Origin of the sequence: Sphingomonas gellani (assembly GCF_900110035.1) — a bacterium.
Lineage (GTDB): Bacteria > Pseudomonadota > Alphaproteobacteria > Sphingomonadales > Sphingomonadaceae > Sphingomonas > Sphingomonas gellani.
The window spans coordinates 52,170-68,880 of record NZ_FOCF01000010.1 but is presented as its reverse complement, the minus strand read 5'-3'; the positions used below and the strand labels follow the sequence as shown (position 1 = coordinate 68,880).

General features: G+C 64.6%; 11 protein-coding genes. 3 read left to right on the top strand and 8 right to left on the bottom strand.

The annotated features are described in order from the left end of the window. Positions 1 to 116 precede the first annotated feature (116 nt). On the bottom strand, positions 117 to 3,365 hold the full coding sequence (locus tag BMX37_RS16265; RefSeq protein WP_244501645.1) for a TonB-dependent receptor: 3,249 nt from the start codon (positions 3,363 to 3,365) through the stop codon (positions 117 to 119). Between the two features lie 209 nt (positions 3,366 to 3,574). Here BMX37_RS16265 and BMX37_RS16260 point away from each other — a divergent pair, with 209 nt between their 5' ends. Continuing rightward, complete coding sequence (locus BMX37_RS16260; protein WP_093666835.1) at positions 3,575 to 4,645, top strand: LacI family DNA-binding transcriptional regulator; 1,071 nt, start codon at positions 3,575 to 3,577, stop codon at positions 4,643 to 4,645. 183 nt (positions 4,646 to 4,828) lie between these two features. After that, entirely contained in the window at positions 4,829 to 5,863 is a 1,035-nt protein-coding gene (locus BMX37_RS16255) for an IS110 family RNA-guided transposase (RefSeq protein ID WP_093666834.1), read from the top strand. A gap of 477 nt (positions 5,864 to 6,340) precedes the next feature. On the opposite strand, the gene BMX37_RS16250 is transcribed toward BMX37_RS16255, so the two are convergent. The 7 genes from BMX37_RS16250 to BMX37_RS16220 all read right to left on the bottom strand — a co-directional run bounded on the left by BMX37_RS16250 (position 6,341) and on the right by BMX37_RS16220 (position 13,583). Continuing rightward, positions 6,341 to 7,921, bottom strand: coding sequence for a PepSY-associated TM helix domain-containing protein (locus BMX37_RS16250; RefSeq protein ID WP_093666833.1), 1,581 nt, complete (start codon positions 7,919 to 7,921; stop codon positions 6,341 to 6,343). 5 nt (positions 7,922 to 7,926) lie between these two features. After that, positions 7,927 to 8,211 (bottom strand): hypothetical protein, encoded by a 285-nt coding sequence (locus BMX37_RS16245; protein WP_093666832.1) that lies wholly within the window; start codon positions 8,209 to 8,211, stop codon positions 7,927 to 7,929. 2 nt (positions 8,212 to 8,213) lie between these two features. After that, positions 8,214 to 8,489, bottom strand: a complete 276-nt coding sequence (locus BMX37_RS16240; protein ID WP_093666831.1) for a hypothetical protein — start codon at positions 8,487 to 8,489, stop codon at positions 8,214 to 8,216. Further along, complete coding sequence (locus tag BMX37_RS16235) at positions 8,486 to 9,301, bottom strand: alpha/beta hydrolase (protein ID WP_170842037.1); 816 nt, start codon at positions 9,299 to 9,301, stop codon at positions 8,486 to 8,488. The genes BMX37_RS16240 and BMX37_RS16235 overlap by 4 nt, the downstream gene beginning before the upstream one ends. Beyond that, entirely contained in the window at positions 9,298 to 11,571 is a 2,274-nt protein-coding gene (locus tag BMX37_RS16230; RefSeq protein WP_093666829.1) for a TonB-dependent siderophore receptor, read from the bottom strand. Before BMX37_RS16230 ends, BMX37_RS16235 begins: the two co-directional genes overlap by 4 nt. Before the next feature lie 324 nt (positions 11,572 to 11,895). Beyond that, the gene (locus BMX37_RS16225) at positions 11,896 to 12,906 is read right to left on the bottom strand and encodes a GlxA family transcriptional regulator (RefSeq protein WP_093666828.1); all 1,011 of its coding nucleotides are present in this window, start codon (positions 12,904 to 12,906) and stop codon (positions 11,896 to 11,898) included. Then, entirely contained in the window at positions 12,903 to 13,583 is a 681-nt protein-coding gene (locus BMX37_RS16220; RefSeq protein WP_212611473.1) for an isochorismatase family protein, read from the bottom strand. Before BMX37_RS16220 ends, BMX37_RS16225 begins: the two co-directional genes overlap by 4 nt. A 314-nt stretch (positions 13,584 to 13,897) precedes the next feature. Here BMX37_RS16220 and BMX37_RS16215 point away from each other — a divergent pair, with 314 nt between their 5' ends. Next, a complete protein-coding gene (locus BMX37_RS16215) occupies positions 13,898 to 16,696 on the top strand; it encodes a TonB-dependent receptor (RefSeq protein WP_093666826.1) in 2,799 nt (932 codons plus the stop codon). Positions 16,697 to 16,711 lie beyond the last annotated feature (15 nt).

Genomic DNA, 16,711 nt, shown 5'->3' with positions numbered 1-16,711 from the left:
CGGCGTTTTCCCGGCGTCGGCCAGCCCGGCGCCGGCCTACAGGGCGGGCGCGAGACAAAAAAGGGGCGACCGGTCGGACCGGCCGCCCCCGAGGGGAGGGAACATAGAGCCGGCGCCTAGAATCGGCCGCGCAGACCGATCAGCACCTGGCGACCCGGATTGAACTCGCTGAAATTCGCGTTCTCGAACTGGAAGTAGGAGTGCAGCTTCGACTTGGTGACGTTGATCACGTTGACCACCAGCGTCGGCAGCGCATCGTTGTCGAAGATCTTCGACAAGTCCACGTTACCGGCGAAATCGAGCTGGCCGTAGCTGTCGGTGAAGTACGCGCCCGACGGGATGCTGTACTGGTTGAGGCTCGACGTCTGCGACCCTTCGTTCCAGGTATAAGCCAGCCGTGCCGAGATGCCGTTGCCCTCGTAATAGCCGGTGGCGACATAGGTGGTCGGCGACACGCCCAGCGCGATGGCCGGGGCGCCGGCGCCCTGACCCTTCTGGTCGATGATCGTCAGGTTGCCCTGAAAGCCGAAGCCCCTCACGCCGATATACTGCGTCAGGAAGTCGAGCGGCTGAACGATCTGGAACTCCAGGCCGTTGACCAGCAGCTTGCCGTCGGAATTGACCTCCTGCTGCACGCCGACGGTTGCCCCATCTGGACCACCGCGCGAGTTGATCGCGTCCTTCTGCGCCTGGGTCAGCGTGTCGTAGATCACGCCATATTGCGCCAGTGACGAGAAGGGCACCGTGGTGACCTGCGGAACCGTGAAGCCGGTGATCGACTTGCGGAACGCCGCCACGCCGATCAGCCCCTCGCCGCCCGTATAATATTCGAAGCCCAAGTCGATGTTGCTCGAGATGTACGGGTCAAGCTGCTGGTTGCCGAGAATGGCGGTATCGGCCGATTGCGAGCTGAAGCTCAGTCCGGGGACCAGCGAATTGGGGCTGGGCCGGGTCATCGTCCGCGACAGCGAGGCACGCGCCACCGCATGGCGGCCGATCTCGAACGCGGCGCTGCCCGACGGCAGCCAGTTGCTGTACTTGGTGGTGCTGGTCGAGAAGTTGACCACGTTGGGATAGCAGGATCCGTCCAGCGACCGGTCGGGCAGGGGGCAGACGCCCGCGGCCGTGTTGTTGCGCGGATCGGTCAGCGACGTGCGGGCGCCGATCATCTGCTCGGTCTGCACATAGCGGACGCCGCCGTTCAGCCGCAGCGTGTTGTCGCCCAGATAGATGTTGCCGTTCAGCTCGGCGAACGTGCCCGTCACCTTTTCACGGATCAGGCCGCCATTGGCACCGGTGCTGGCCGAGCCGGTTTCCGTCGCGCCGGCGAGATACTGGTCGTACTGGCTGGCATCGCGGAACTTGCTCCAGTCCACGGTGATGAAGCCGCCACGGCCCGGAACCAGGAAACCGGCAAGCTGCGACTGCGGGATCAGCGAGCCGGCATAGGTGAGCGGCGGCTGGCCCGCGGTGTAGCCGGTGCCATAGGCCGGATAGGTCGGAAAGCCCGCGGGCGGCGTTGCGCCCGGCTGGTTCAGGCCGGTGCATGGCGGGGCCGTGTTCGGGCTGGGCAGCGAGGCGCTGGGCCCGTTGCCGCACACCGCGTTCTGCCAGGGCAGCGTGTTGTCGAACGGCGAGATGCGCCGCTGCGTGTCGTCATATGCCGCGCCGACGCGGGCGTTGAAATCGCTCTTGCCGAACAGAAGGCTGCCGCGAATGCCCTTGGTTTCGGTCTTGCGTTCCTCGCCGTTCAGGTTGAGCCGGCCGCCGGCCCAGACGTAGTTGGCCGGGTTGTTCAGGTCGACGCTGGACGTGATGTTCGGAATGCCGCCGCCATTGTTGTCGTACGTCACCGTCAGGCCGCTATTGACCGCCGTGTTGACCAGCACCGTCGGGTTCTCGCGGCGAAAGTTGCTCTTGGTGTAGTTCGCCTGGATGTCGCCCTTGATCCAGTCGTTGACGACGAAATCCAGGCCGGGATTGACGCCGTAGAACTCGGTATCCTCCTTGTACGGCCGGTATTCGAGGAAGAACTGCGAATTGGCGTAGGTGCCGCTGTTGACGACGCAACCCGCCGAACAGTCCGACCGATCATATGTGGTGTTGAGGGGGATGATCCCGCTGTTGCGGACGATCCAGTCCAGGTCGACGCGATCGAAATTGTTCTTCTTGCGGCCATACAGACCGTCCACATAGAAATGCAACGCGTCGCTGGGCCGCCATTCGGCGGAGGCGATGAAATTGTAGCGGTCGCGATGCCCTTCCTCATAGGCAGGGCGGCCGAGACGCGGCAGCAGGCCGTTGTCGATCTGGTCGATGGTGGCGCCGGGATTGTTCCTCAACAGGAACGCCTGGTCGATGACGGCGCCCGGCGTCAGCCCGTTGCCGGCATTGACCGGCACCGTTCCGGGGATGGTCCAGTTGCCACCGCCGGTCGGGTTGCGGGTGCCGCCGGTGCGCTGCGCCGCCGTCAGGTTCGGATTGGTCAACCCGATCGTTTCATAGCCGTTGACGGCGAACGGGTTGCGGACGCCGGCAGCCCCGACAAGGATGCCCAGCGTGTCGCCGAACGTGGCGCTGGCCAGCGCATATCCGCGGTAGCCCCAGTCGTTGGCGTTGGATCCCTTTGTCGCCTGCGCGCCGTAGCTCAGATATTTGCCGGTCCGGTCGAACGGGCGGGCAGAGCGCAGGTTCACGGTGCCGGCGGCGCCGCCCTCGATCTGGGCGGCGGTGGGCGACTTGCTGACGGTCAGCTGGGTGAACAGCTCCGTCGGCAGCAGGTCCAGGTCGACCTCGCGGTTGGTGTTCTGCGCGTCGGTGCCGCCGGACGAGGCGATCGCGACGGGCGCACCGTTCAGCAGCACGCGGGTGAAGTTGGTGCCAAGCCCGCGGATCGACACCTGAAGCCCTTCGCCGGTGATGTCGCGGTTGATGGTGACGCCGGGAATGCGGTTCAGCGCTTCGGCGATGTTGGTGTCGGGCGACTTGCCGATATCCTCGGCAAAGATCGAATCGGTGAAGCCGACCGAGTTCTTCTTGGCGTTGGCCTGGCTCTGCAGCGAGGCGCGCAGGCCGGTGACGACGATGTCCTGGTTGCCGGACGCGGACGGGTCGGCGGCGGCGGCATCGGCGCCGTCCACCTGCGTCGGCTGGGTCTGGCCTGCGCCCTGTTCCTGCGGCGCCTGGCCGGTCGCCGTGGTGCTGGTGTCCGAAGAGGACGTGGCCGGTCCCGCGGGCGGCGGCGGCGCCTGCGGCGCGGTCTGGGCCGTCGCCATGCCGGGCAGCCAGACGGTGCTGGTGATCAGGGTCGCTGCAAGCAGCCTGTGCCGAAGCACAGCACGCGCGTGTACTGACGTCTCAGTCATTGATCCTCCCCTTGGCCGCCATTGTGCGAGCCGCGTCGGTCGATTTGTGACCGGTCACATTGAAAGCTAAAGCGCCTTTTCCGACCCGTCAATGCGCAATTGTTCACGTTAACATGCCGGGACGGCACGGCCGGAGGACCTGCGCCAAAAGCAGGGTTTTGCTGCAAAGCGAAGACGATCTACTTTGCCGATTCAACGGTGGGGCGGCGATGCTGACTGACAACGAAACACGGGCCGGGCCTGCAACGATCCGCGACGTGGCCGCGCGCGCGGGAGTGTCGCACATGACGGTGTCGCGCGTCATGAACGGCGATGCCAGGGTCCGCCCCGAAACCCGCGCGGCGGTGCAGTCCGCGATCCGGGAACTGCGCTACACGCCCAACAGCGTGGCCCGCGCGCTGTCCAAGGGCGTCCATCACCGCCTGGCCTTGCTGCACCGCTTTCCCAATCTGGGGACGCAGGGTGAGTTCCTGGTCCACCTGCTCGCCGCGGCGCGGGACCATCACGTCGATCTGGCCGTGTTGCGCGTGTCGAGCGCGCTTGAGGACGGGGCGGTGGTGAATGAGCTTAGGGACACCAACGTCCGGGCCGTGATCCTCGCCGCCCCGCTCGCGCACGACACCGAACTGGTCAGCATGCTTCGCGAACAGGGGATCGCACTGGTCGCGGTCGGCGCGGCTCGGGCGGAGATGACGATCGCATCCGTCCGGATCGACGATCAGGCGGCGGCGGCCTCCGCCACCCGCCACCTCATCGCCTTGGGGCATCGCCGCATCGGCTTCATCAAGGGGGATCCGGCGCACGCATCCACCATGCTCCGCCTGAACGGCTATCGGGAGGCGCTGGAGGAGGCCAGGCTGCCCTTCGATCCCGACCTGATCGCGTCCGGCGCTTATACCTATCGGTCGGGACTAGATGCTGCCGAACAGCTGCTCGGCCTACCTGGCCGGCCCAGCGCCATTTTCGCCAGCAACGACGACATGGCGGCCGCCACCATGGCGGTCGCCCATCGTCAGGGCCTGGTGGTGCCGTCCCAGCTGTCGGTCTGCGGCTTCGACGATACCGAGATCGCGACAACGATCTGGCCGGCCCTGACCACGGTCCGGCAACCCATTCAGCAGATCACCGCCGCCGCCATCGACCTGGCCGTGCGGCAACTCGCCGGCGACGCATCGGCGGGCGCCATCCAGCAGGTCTTTGAACACAGCGTCGTAAGCCGGGAATCTGACGGCCCGCCGGCATCAGGTAATGGAGACGATAGCGAAGCGGGTCGCGGCTGAAAACGCGCGAGTTTAGATAGTCGGCTATCGCCCAATTATAAGCCTTCCAGCCATTTTTGGAGCGATCTGTACGCGGCCGTCTATTCAGGTGAACGAATGGGGTGGATGGCTCCCGCTCACGGCATCGAGGTGCCAAGATGTGAAGGCTATCCGGCATTCACGAGCATATGGGAGCCACCCGACATGGAGATTAGCACGATCGGCCTCGATCTGGCCAAGAACATCTTCCAGGTGCACGGCGTAAGCCTGGAGGGCAACGTGGTTGTCCGCAGGGCGCTGCGACGAGCGCAGGTTCTGCCATTCTTCACGAAGCTACCGCCTTGTCTTGTCGGCATGGAGGCGTGCGGCACGGCGCATCATTGGGCTCGCGAGCTGATCAGGTTGGGCCACGATGTGCGGATGATGCCGCCGGCCTACGTCAAGCCGTATGTGAAGCGCGGCAAGACCGACGCCAACGACGCCGAGGCGATCTGCGAGGCTGTGACGCGTCCGACGATGCGGTTCGTGCCGGTGAAGTCGCCTGAGCAGCAAGCGGCTCTGTCGATGCATCGGGCGCGCGATCTGTTGGTCAAGCAGCGCACGCAACTGGTCAACATGATGCGGGGGCTGCTGGCCGAGTTCGGCATCGATATCCCGCAAGGGGTCCACCGCGCGTTGGAGGTGGCGCGGGCGATCGTCGACGGCGAGGCACCAAGCTTGCCACCCGAGGCCGCGAAGATCATCGGACGCTTGTCGCAGCAGGCTCTCGATACCCACGCGCAGTGCCGAGAGATCGATCTCGATCTGCTCGCCTGGCAAAGGACCAACGATACGGCTCGTCGCCTCATGTCGATCCCCGGCATTGGCCCGATGGGAGCAACAGCGCTTGCTGCGTCGGTCACCGATCCCAACCACTTCCGCTCAGGACGAGAGTTCGCCGCCTGGTTGGGCCTGACACCACGCCAGCATTCAAGCGGCGGCAAGGAGCGACTGGGGCGCATCACCAAGATGGGCGACAAGTACCTGCGCACACTCCTGGTCGTCGGCATGACGTCGTTGATCAAGGGCGTGAAGCGTAAGCCGGAGAGCGCTGACCCGCGGCTCGTAGCACTGCTCGCGCGCAAGCCGGTCCGCGTGGCAACCGTTGCCATGGCCAACAGGACTGCGCGGGTGGTCTGGGCGATCATGGTGCGCGGGGAAACATATCAAGCCAGGCACCAGCCCAGGCTCGCCGCATAGCAATTTAGCTGAGCATCCACCGAGGCAAAGGAGACCAGTTTCACGAGGTTGCGAGAGCGATGCGATGTGATGGCGAACCGGTCAGACCGGGAGCAGGGACAACCCAACGGACGCTCAAGGCATCATAGCCTGTTGAACGAGATGGGACCCAGCTCGCGGACTCCATCAGGGCCAGCAGCCCTTCACCGGCTGCACCAACAGGCCGAACAGAGAGCTGCACCCGACCATACGTCAGATCATCAAATTACCCTTGCAACGCGGGAGCCATCCACAGAAAGCGTCCGAAGGTGGGAACCGGGTTCAGGGCGGTAAATGTCCGGCAATGGGTCCCAACTGCCGTGCAGTAGGGTAGAAGGTAGATCGTGTTCAGATCGTCTGAAGTATGTCCCTTCATTGGGCCGTTCGCCAGCCCGATCGCCGACATTGAACAGTCAAAGACGTCACTTACCGGGTCAAGCCGAACAATGCCGGCTAAGCTTAAGTGGACCACACGCTATCGCGCGGTGCGCCTGCGGCGCGTCGCTGCGCACTCCGCGCGGTGAGCGCCAGCGCCAAGGCGGCGAATATGGCGATTACCTCTACCGGGCTGAAGACGGCGGCAGGGTGCCAGCCCCGTCGGAGCAGTGTAGACACCAGACTGGTCGCGGGAATCAGCAGGGCTGTGCCAGCGGCAAACCACAGCAGCACAGGCCCCGCGCGGGCGGGGCCGCGGACCAACGCCCACACGATCGCGCCGACAAACACCAGATAGTATATGCGGCTATGCCAGGCAGCGAGAGCGGGTAGATCAGGAGACAACCACTTGGCGGCGGCGATCGTCACGGAGATGCCGGCAACGCAGCCGAGGGGCACTCCTGTGGTAAGGGCGCCCAGCACCCTAGTTGCACGCGTCTGTTCGACCGCGCCATTCTTCCGCTCACGCTTTCGGCGGCTTTCGATCCACAGGAGATTGCCCGTGTAGAAGAGGAACGCGCCGGCCAGGCCCAGGAGGAAATATCCCCAGCGCACGGCGACGCCGCCGAAGCTGCCAAAATGAAGGGCGAAGAAGCTGGTGACCGTGGCGAACCAGGCACCTTGCCGTCCCGGCAGGTAATCTGACTTGCGGATCGCGCCGGTACGCGTGTCGATCTCCCCCATGCCGTAGGTCGGCGCGCGCAGCCCGTAGCGTGGGTCAACGCCGGCAATCTGTCCGTGCGGCCCTTCTTTCTCGTCATAATCGTAGCGTATCGTCCGCAGCTCAAAGCCGGGCAGCGATCGCGACAGCCTTTGTTGCAGTTCGGCAGGCGGTAGCGTGCCTGTGACCGCATCCAGCGGGGGCGGCGGCTTGGGGCCGTCCGGCGGTGGGCTGCGCGCCTCAACTGCCGCCGTCCCAATCCGCTGAACCGCACCTTGCGCCGTGTAGATCTGGTCGTGGAAGGCAAAAACCACCGCCGTCAGTGCCATGACGATGTGGAACGGCAGGCTGAACAGTCCGAGCACGTTGTGCAGGTCTAGCCACATCCGCTTCACATTCCTGCCGAACCTGAGAGCGAACAGGTCCTTCACCAGGCTGGGTAGCAGGACGATGATGCCGGAAATGATCGCGACGGCGTAGAGCAGCGATATCACCCCCATGATCGGCATGGCTACGGCGTGAGGCAAGGGGAGGCCGACCTGCTGGTGTAGGACGTCGATGAACTGCGCGACGGGTGAGGGCTGCTGCTTCACGACCTGAAGCGATCCGTCGGCGGAGAGCGCGGCGAGGAACGTCGAACCGGGCGCGCGCCGCGTGCCCGTGGTCCAGCTGACCCGTGCGGGCATGTCGGGGCCGGTCGTCAGATTGACGGTGTAGGCGGCGCGCGCCTCCGGGTGCGTGCGGAGGACCTTGTCGATCAGCTCGGGCGTGCGGGCGAGCGAAACCGGCGGTGCGATCCGCGTCGGCGCGGCGGCCCAGCGGTTGAGCGGTTCCTCGAACATGGTGATCGCGCCGGCGTAGAAGGCGATGAACAGCGCCAGCCCCGCGATGATGCCGACCCAGCTGTGTACGTCCTTGTACATCTTGACGATGTCGGTTCGCATCGCGGTCAATTCGCAACAAGGCGGGTGGCGGCATAGAGCGTCCAGGCTGCCAGATTCGCGAGTGCCAGCCATCCCCATGCCAGCGCGCCGCTGCGGAACAGGAAGCAGAAGCCGAGCAGCGCGCACCAGATCGGGGCGACAAGCCACATCGCGACCTGCCCCTGCGCGGTGAAGTAGCCATCGCCATGCCAAAAGGCTGCCGCGAAGGTGCAGGTGAGCGCAAGCGCCAGCGTGAAGCCGAGGGTCGTCGCGGCGGAAACCTTGCCGAACCAGTCGCGGCTGGTGAGCATTGTCACGGCCGTTCCCCCCGATAGTGCCACCAGCGTGCGACGACGGGCACCACCGTCCATACCAGCATCACGCCCGTCATCCAGGTGAACACCGCGGTCGCGGAGCCTTGCACGGTCAGCAGCAGAACGAGGGCAAGCGTCAGCGCCGCGCCGCCGGCCCGGCGCCATGCGCGCCGATGCGTGACGTGGCCCGTCGTCAGCGCCTGATGGGGCGCGGCGAGATACACCGCGACGGCACCGGCCAGCGTTGTACCTGCGGCAAGCCACGCGACGATCATTGCGCCGAATTGCCGAAGGCGAAGGTGACCGCCGGCGCCATCGCGGCCAACATCGTCGTCCCATGCGATTGCCCCGGCAGCGCGAGGAAGCGTGCGCCCGCCATCCGCGTTGCCAGCGCCGCGGCCGCATCCCCGCCGTCACCCTCGGCGATCAGCGCCGCCGCTCGGCTCGGTGCTGCGGTGGCCTCGCGTGTGAGCAGATCGTCGCCGAACCATGTCGACGGGCTCACCGCCACCACATGGTCAAACAGGGCGGGGCGTGTCAGCGCGGCATGCAACGCCAAGACTGCGCCGAAGCTGTGACCGAGCAACGTATCGCGAGTCGCATCCACTCGCCAACGGGCGCGGATCGCCGGTTGCACCCGCGTGGCGATCAGGTCGAGGAACGCTTCCCCGCCACCGGTCGCAAGCCCGCTTGCGGGGCGTCCCGCCGGGATCGTCCAGCCGGGCGTCGCGGGGGTGTAGTCGCGCACGCGGCGCGCGAGCGGGCCGGCATCGATGCCGACCACCACGCCCGCCTCCACCCCACTGCGAGCGCCTGCGTGGGCGAGGCGCCGCGCCGTGACTGCCGCGATCGCGAAATTGTCTTCTCCGTCGAGGACGTACAGCACCGGCCAGCCCGCCGCCGGCGGCGCGCCATCGGGCCACGCCACCGAGATGGTGTAGGACTCCGCCGCCGCGCTGTTTATCACGAACACCGCGCTGTTCGGCAACGTGTAGGGGGCTGGTGACACCGCACGCTCCTGCGCCGGTAAGGCCGGCGCCGCGCCGGCGGCCAGCAGCAACGCGGGCAGGACGACGCGAGCGCTCACCACCGGTACTGCAGCCGCGCGATCAGGCTGCGGCCCTGACCGTAATAGCATGCTGCGGTCCCTGTGCAGGTGGCAACGAAGCGCTTGTCGGCGATGTTGCGGCCGTTTATTGACAGCGTCAGCCCCTCCAGCGCCGGATCGGCGACGCCCAAATCGTACCGCACGAACAGGTCGAACAGGGTGTAATCCGGGATGCGCAGGGTGTTGTTGGTGTCGCCCCAGCTCTTGCCGGTGTAGCGCACGCCGCCGCCGAAGCCGACGCCGGCGAGTGCTCCCGAACGGATGCGCTCATCGAGGAAAAGCGAGGCGAGCCAGGACGGAACCTGCGGCAGGTCATTGCCCTGCTGCCGCAGCGTGCCGGTGACACCGGGCACGGTGTAGGTCGTGTTCGACTCGGTGACCTCGCTCCACTGGCGCGATCCGGCGGCGATCACCGCCATGCCCCATGGCAGGTTCGCCTTGGCCTCCAGCTCCAGACCGCGGATCCGCCCCTCGCCGGTCTGCACCTGGCAGGTGGTCGTGCCGCACAGCGTGCCCGCGGGATCGGGGGTGACGATGTTTTGCTGCGTGATCTGATAGCCGCCCAGCGTCACATAGATGCCGCGGCCGCCCTGGTAACGCAGCCCCGCTTCCCATTGTTGCCCGGTGGTCGGCGCGAAAGCGACACCGTTCAGGCTGGTCGATGGATCGGTCACCTGCGGCAGGAAGCTGGTCGCGTAGCTGACATAGGGCGCGAGGCCCGAGGGGTGGAGGTACACAGCGCCGGCGCGCCAGGTGAACTTCTCGTTGTTGTTGATGAACCGGCGGCGGTTCACGGGATTGTAGGTGTTGTCCTTTGCCCAGTCATATCGTCCGCCGACCGTGACGCGCAGGTTGCCCCAGCTCAGCTGATCCTGAAGGTAACTTCCCTTTTGCGAGCTGACCGTCTCCGTATAGATTTGCGGCGTCAGCGAGGTCGCATAGCCCGCCGCCCCGCGCGATACCGGGTTCAGGACATCCAGCACGGGCAGCACCCGCGCGCTGTTCACCAGGTCGCGATAATGCTCCCACTCGGTGTGGAAATAATCAAAGCCGCCAAGCAGGACGTGCTCCACCGGACCAGTGGCGACGCGCGCTTCCAGTTGCGTGTCGGTCGCCCAGCCATCCGATTCACCCACCCCCTGAACGGCACGACGGTTGATCGTCTGATTGGGAATGCAGCCGCGCAGCGTCGCCGGGCATGTCGTCAACGTGTCGCCGGCGAGCACCACCACACGATACAGCGTGTCGAGATGAGTGTAGCGGGTGTTGTTGCGCAGCGCGAAACGGCCATCGCCGAACTTCTGCTCGAAAAAGCTGGCGCCGAGATACTGGTTGCGGTTGAACGTGTTCCAGTCCGCCTCGCCAAGATTGTCGTTCTTGTCGATATAGCCGCCGTTCGCGGGAACCAGCGTGCCGATCCGTGGCAGGAACTGGAACGTCGCGCCACCCTCGTCGCGCTGGTACTGGCCGAGCAGCGTCCAGGTCGTGTTCGCGCCCGGGTGCCAGGTGACACTGGGCGAGATGTACTGCCGCGCGATCTTAACCCCGTCGATCTGCGTTTCGCCGTAGCGCGCCAGCCCGACGACCCGTGCCGCCAGCGTGTCGGTAAGTGGCCCCGTCACATCAGCCCCGCCCTGATAGGTCCATTTTTCCAGGTCGGTAAATCCTGCCCCCTGCAGCAGCACCTCGCCATGCGGCGTGAAGCTCGGGCGCTTGCTGACGATGTTGACGATGCCCCCCGGCGCCGACTGGCCGTAGAGCGCGCCCGATGGCCCTTTCAGTACTTCGATCTGCTGTAGCGCGAAGGTATCGAAGCCCGGACGTGTCCATTGACCGCCGGTCGGCAGGCGCAGCCCATCCACGAAATTGTTGTTCGACGAAAAGCCGCCTGCGCCGAAGCCGCGTACCGATACCTCATCGACCCTGCTGTCGAGGCCGAACGCCTCCGCCTGTACACCCGCGGTATAGCTCAGTGCGTCCGCGATGGTGGGCGAGGCACGCAAGTCGATCTCGTCACGGCTGATAACCGAGATGGTCTGCGGCGATTCGATGATGGGCGTATCGGTTTTGGTCGATGAACTCGCGGTCGAGCGGCCAGTGGCGGTAACCACAATATCGCCATGTGCCACGCTCGGTTCGGCCGCTTCTTCGGTTTCACGCTGTGCGGCAGCATGCGCCGGAACCTGAGCCATCGTAGCCATCGGCCACGCCGCCGCCGTCACCAGCAGCATGTTCACCATTGTTCTCATCGTACGCCCCTTTGTTGAGGCGCTATAATGATACAGACTCGCAATAGCAACGCTGGCGGTAGCGCTGCACTTTGCAAAATCTGCTGCCCGCGCTCGCCGCTGGCTGGCGCGCAGCACCGAAGTGAGCGGCAGGAACGTGACGAACCGCACTCGACGCTGCGCGCCCTGTGATGCCGCACGCCTGCACCATTCCGATCTCACACGTTTGGCAGAGCCAATCCCCCAGATAAACAGGCGTCTACTTCACGGAAGCAGCCGAACGACGCTGAACGGCTGTTATTGGGTCCGGCCGGCCGATAAGTAGCATAGATCGCGATTCGCACTTCAGCGGGGTGTCTGCTCCCGCCGTAACCGACTTGGAGCAGTCGCGTGCACGCGGTTCCAGGCGCGGCGGAACTGGCGGGCGGACGCAAAGCCGGCTTGCTCCGCAACCCGCTCCATATCGAGCCGCGACGCCGTCACCAGCTCGTGCGCCAGTGCGATCCGTATCTGGTTCACATAGTGGGTGACGCTCATGCCCGTCTGGTCGTTGAACAGGCGGGATAGATTGCGGGGACTTGCCGCCGCGACCGCGGCGAGGGCGGCGACGGACCAATGGTGCGCCGGATCGGCTACGATGGCGTCCTGTGCGCGGTGGATGGCGGGATGGATGTGGTTGCGCCCCTCCAGCCACGGGGAAAGTTGCGGATCTGAGCCGCCCCGTCTGAGGTAGACGACGAGATGGCGGGCCACCGCCAGTGCGGTCGCATGGCTCGTTTCACGCGCGACGATGTGCAGCATGAGATCGACGCCCGCGGTGATGCCCGCGCTCGTCAATCTCTCGCCGCTGTCGACGAAGATGCGGTTCTCGACCACCCGCGCAAGCGGCGCGGCCCGGATCAGCTCGGCAACAGTGCCGTGATGCGTGGTGCATTCCTGTCCGTCGAGCAGGCCTGCCCTGCCGGCCAGCAGCGCGCCCGAGCAGATGGAGGCGAGGCGCATTCCGGGACGGATCGTTTTCGTCAGCCACTGCACGATAGCAACCTCCGCGGCGGCATAATCCTCCCCATCTGCTCCAATGCCGTCGATAGGCACGTCGGCCATCCCGGGCACCAAGACCAGCGCATCGGCCGGCAGAGCTTCCGGCAGCGGCGCGATGCCGCTAAGCCCCAGTCCAATCGAACTGTGTGCCGTCGGTGACGGGCCGACATAGGCGACGGTGAAGCGCACCGCCGCCTGCTCGAGATTCGCCTTGCGGAGAACCTCAATCGGCCCGGCAATATCGAGCAGCAGCACGCGGGGTGGCACCACGATGACGACCGGGACGATGCGAGCGTCCTCCGCCGCCGCGCTCATGCCGCCAGCTTGTCCGGCTGGGCGGCAAGTGCCTGCTCGACCGTGGCGATGCGCGCGAACCGTCCCGCCAGAACCAGCTCGGTCCGCGCACGAAGCTCGGCCGGGCTCCACATGCGGCCGGCGGCGTCGACCATCGCGAAGGTCAACGTAGCCTCGCCGACATAATCGACGGCATAGCCTAAGTCGGAGGCATGGCGCGTTGTGGTCTCGCAGCACTGCTCGGTACGGATGCCCGAGATGATCAGGCGGCGGATGCCGTTTGCGACGAGCCAAACGTCGAAGCCACTGCCGACCAGCGCGCTATGGCGACGCTTCAGGAAGGTCGCGGCAGGTGCGATCCGCAGCGGCCGCAGCGTCGTGACTAGGCCGGAGGCCTCAGCGAAGGGACCTTCGTCCTCGACATGGAAGATCTGGACGACTGGCAGGCCGGAGGTGGCTGCGCCGTCGACAAGTGCCTGCTGCCGCTCGACATAGCGTGCCAGATCGTCCTCACGGAAGTAGGGGCGATGGCGGAACGACTCCTGAGCATCAATGACGATCAAAGCGGTGGCGGACATTTTGCGATCTCCTGCTAAGTGGCTCGGCAGCCGGTTTAGCGTGGTAGTCAAGGGCTGAAACGCCGAGGTCAGACGGGAATAGGACAAAACGCGCCAATGAAATTGGCTGAGTCGACCCATCAAATACAACTGCCGTTCTGTGCGTCAGACCAACAAGTGAATGGCGGCGTGCAGTGAGCGTGCTCCGCCACGCTGTCGGGCCGCGGAGCGCCGAGCTGATCGATGAATGAATGTCGGAAGTTGGATAGGGCTTCGAACGCACTGAGCGTCCGAATCTGGGTCATGCTCGTCAGGCGTATTGTACTCTGTGGAGAGGAGTTCGGATCGAACTGATCGCACGGAACTGGTCGTCGACTCTCGAGATACGCGGTGGATTGACAGCTGCACACAAATCCATGACGTATACGATATAAGGTTTAATCGGGGGAGTTGGGATGAGAAGGATTTCGCTGCGATGCGCGCTGCTTACGACTGCTGCATTGGCTCCCTCGAGCAGCTGGGCGCAGGCCGATGTGACCCCGTCGGCTCAGGAGCAGGGGGGCAACGAGAAGCGTACTGAGATTGTCGAGCCCACAGGCACGCCGGGCGGCACCGACAAGACGGACGTCGTAGTCGTCGGTATTCGTGGATCGGTCGCATCGGCGGCCAACAAGAAGAAAAATGGGAGGCAAATCGTCGACTCCGTGGTGTCGGAGGATGTCGGCAAGCTGCCCGACAACAATGTGCCCGAAGCACTGTCGCGGGTAACCGGCGTGCAGATCACCCGTGAGCGCGGTCAGGGGCAGAGTGTCGCCATCCGCGGATTAGGCGGCGTACAGACCACAATCAACGGTAATGATACCAGCCTCGGCGAAGGGCGGTCGCTCAATCTTGCCGATATTCCAGCCGAACTGCTGAAGGCAGTGGACGTATATAAGACTCGTACGGCAGATCAGGTGGAGGGCAGCATAGCCGGAACCGTGAACGTTGAGCTGCGCCGACCGCTAGATATGCCAAAGGGCTGGACCATTGCCGGCAGCGCCAAAGGCATTTACGATGACATTTCGGAGAAGGTCAGCCCATATGGCAGCCTGCTGGTAGCCAATCGCTTTCAGACCGGAATTGGCGAGATCGGTTTCCTCGTCAACGGTTCGTGGACGCGAAACAACTACAAGGAAAACTACATCGAGAGCGAGTCTCCTGATGTGCCCTACGGTAGTGCCGCGGAACCGAACAGCCCACGTGCCGGCCTGCCGGCCGGTTTCGAGAACACGGTTATCCCGTACCGCGCCTATTACGGCTTAGAGGAGGGGCGGGCCGACCGGCCGTCGTTGAACGTTTCGCTGCAATGGCGCGCCAACGACAATCTCGATTTCGTGCTGGAGGGCGGCTATCTCGGCGCGAGATCGCACAACACGTCGGACCGGCTGTATCTGCAGACGCGTGAGGCGGGGTATCGCTACAGCAACATCACCTTGCAGCCCGATGGGCGAACCGCACGATCGCTGACGATCTTCGCACCGCTGAACGCTGCCGATCCCAATGCCGGGTTGCAAGCGGGGATCGACTCACTTTACGAACGGTATCGCTCCAACCTGTACACCACCAATTTCGAGATGCACTGGCGCAGTGATCGCGCGCAGCTGAATACGACGGTTCAGTATAACTGGAGTAACGAGCGCAGGGTCGTCGCCGAGCATCTGACGCGCCCCTATGGCTTGACATCCGCCACCGTCGACTTTGCATCGGATGCCTATTCCAGGCCGGTGCCGTCGATCACCTTCAACGGGGTCGACCTGAGCAACGTCGCCAACTATGGTGTGCAGCGATATCAGGATCTGGTCTTCCGCTCGCATAATCGTGAGTTCGCCACGCAGACCGACCTGACCCTGACGGCCAGCGAGACCGGCCTGTTACGCACGATCCAGACCGGCGTCCGGTTCAACCGCCGCGATCCCGGCAGGAACTACGGCTATCGCGATGGTTTTCCCCGGATAGGGGGCCAGTTCGCTCCACTGACGCAGTTTCCCGGCGGTGGGGAAGCGGAGCTGGTGGGTCCGGACCTGCCCGGCGCGCTGCAATGGTATCGCATCCCTGGCAACGTGGTGTACGGCAACCGCCCGGCGATTCGCGACTACATCCAGGCCAACGACCCCGGCAGCGCGGCCCGCTTCGCGACCGAGGAGCCGTCGTCCGACCTGGGCCAGATCTATACCGGGCGGGAGAACCGCCTCTCCTTTTATGGCCAGCTGAGCTACGCCTTCGACCTGGGCTTTCCGATCGATGGTTTGATCGGCGCGCGTTACACGAATACCTGGGGCGGATCGAGCAGCTACAATTTCCGGCCTGGCAACGCAGCCAACGGGTTTCAGGACATTGTCGAGGCGGCGCCGGCGCGGGGCAATTACCAGGATATTCTGCCTAACGCGACTGCCACCATTCACTTCACGGACAAGGCACAGCTTCGTCTTTCGTACACGACCAACGTGCAGCGCCCAAGCTTTTACGACCTCCGGCCCTTCTACTTCGCGGAAACTCGCGCGGTGCCGCCGATCATTTTCGCAGGAAATCCCAATCTGAAAGCTCAGCGTGAGCACGCCTTTGATGCAAGTGCCGAGTATTATTTTGGCCGGGGTGGCCAGCTAACCCTTGCCGGCTATTATAAAAAGGCGTCGGGGTTCCTTTACTATAGCCGCGAGGTTGCGGCCGACCTAGCCCAATATGGCTTGCCGGGGCAGAGCGGCTTTGTCGAGCAGCAGCGTAACGCCGGCGACGGGACCTTCATCGGAATGGAGGCGACCGGCCAGACCTTTTTCGACTTTCTGCCGGGCATCCTGCGGAATTTCGGCGTCAGTCTGAACGCGAGCCGCGTCTTCAAGGCGCGGATCGAATACCCTTATCCCGAGGACTTCCCGGGTGCATTCGACTCAGTCGACACGTCGAAGTGGACAGCCAACGCTGCTCTTTTCTACGACACGCCCAAGTTCAGCAGTCGTGTCGCATTCAATTATCGGTCGCCGTACCGCCTCTACGTCTGGACGAACAATCCCGCCTATTCCTGGTACAATGACGACACCTACCGACTTGACGCGGCCATCAACTACACGCCGGTGAAGTTTATGACCCTCTCGGTGGAGGGCACCAACCTGCTCGGCAACGACGTGTACCGCTATTTCGGCCAGCAGAACCTGTTGCCGCTTGGGGTTCGCACCTTGGCTCGTACGGTGCAGGGAAGCGTCCGCTTCCGGTTCTGATGCACCGCCGGAGGG

Excerpts from the sequence above, each read along its gene's own strand:
- BMX37_RS16265 (WP_244501645.1), bottom strand. The coding sequence starts at position 3,365 with ATGACTGAGACGTCAGTACACGCGCGTGCTGTGCTTCGGCACAGGCTG.
- BMX37_RS16245 (WP_093666832.1), bottom strand. The coding sequence starts at position 8,211 with ATGCTCACCAGCCGCGACTGGTTCGGCAAGGTTTCCGCCGCGACGACC.
- BMX37_RS16220 (WP_212611473.1), bottom strand. The coding sequence starts at position 13,583 with ATGGGTCGACTCAGCCAATTTCATTGGCGCGTTTTGTCCTATTCCCGT.
- BMX37_RS16230 (WP_093666829.1), bottom strand. The coding sequence starts at position 11,571 with ATGAGAACAATGGTGAACATGCTGCTGGTGACGGCGGCGGCGTGGCCG.
- BMX37_RS16250 (WP_093666833.1), bottom strand. The coding sequence starts at position 7,921 with ATGCGAACCGACATCGTCAAGATGTACAAGGACGTACACAGCTGGGTC.
- BMX37_RS16255 (WP_093666834.1), top strand. The coding sequence starts at position 4,829 with ATGGAGATTAGCACGATCGGCCTCGATCTGGCCAAGAACATCTTCCAG.
- BMX37_RS16225 (WP_093666828.1), bottom strand. The coding sequence starts at position 12,906 with ATGAGCGCGGCGGCGGAGGACGCTCGCATCGTCCCGGTCGTCATCGTG.
- BMX37_RS16260 (WP_093666835.1), top strand. The coding sequence starts at position 3,575 with ATGCTGACTGACAACGAAACACGGGCCGGGCCTGCAACGATCCGCGAC.
- BMX37_RS16240 (WP_093666831.1), bottom strand. The coding sequence starts at position 8,489 with ATGATCGTCGCGTGGCTTGCCGCAGGTACAACGCTGGCCGGTGCCGTC.
- BMX37_RS16215 (WP_093666826.1), top strand. The coding sequence starts at position 13,898 with ATGAGAAGGATTTCGCTGCGATGCGCGCTGCTTACGACTGCTGCATTG.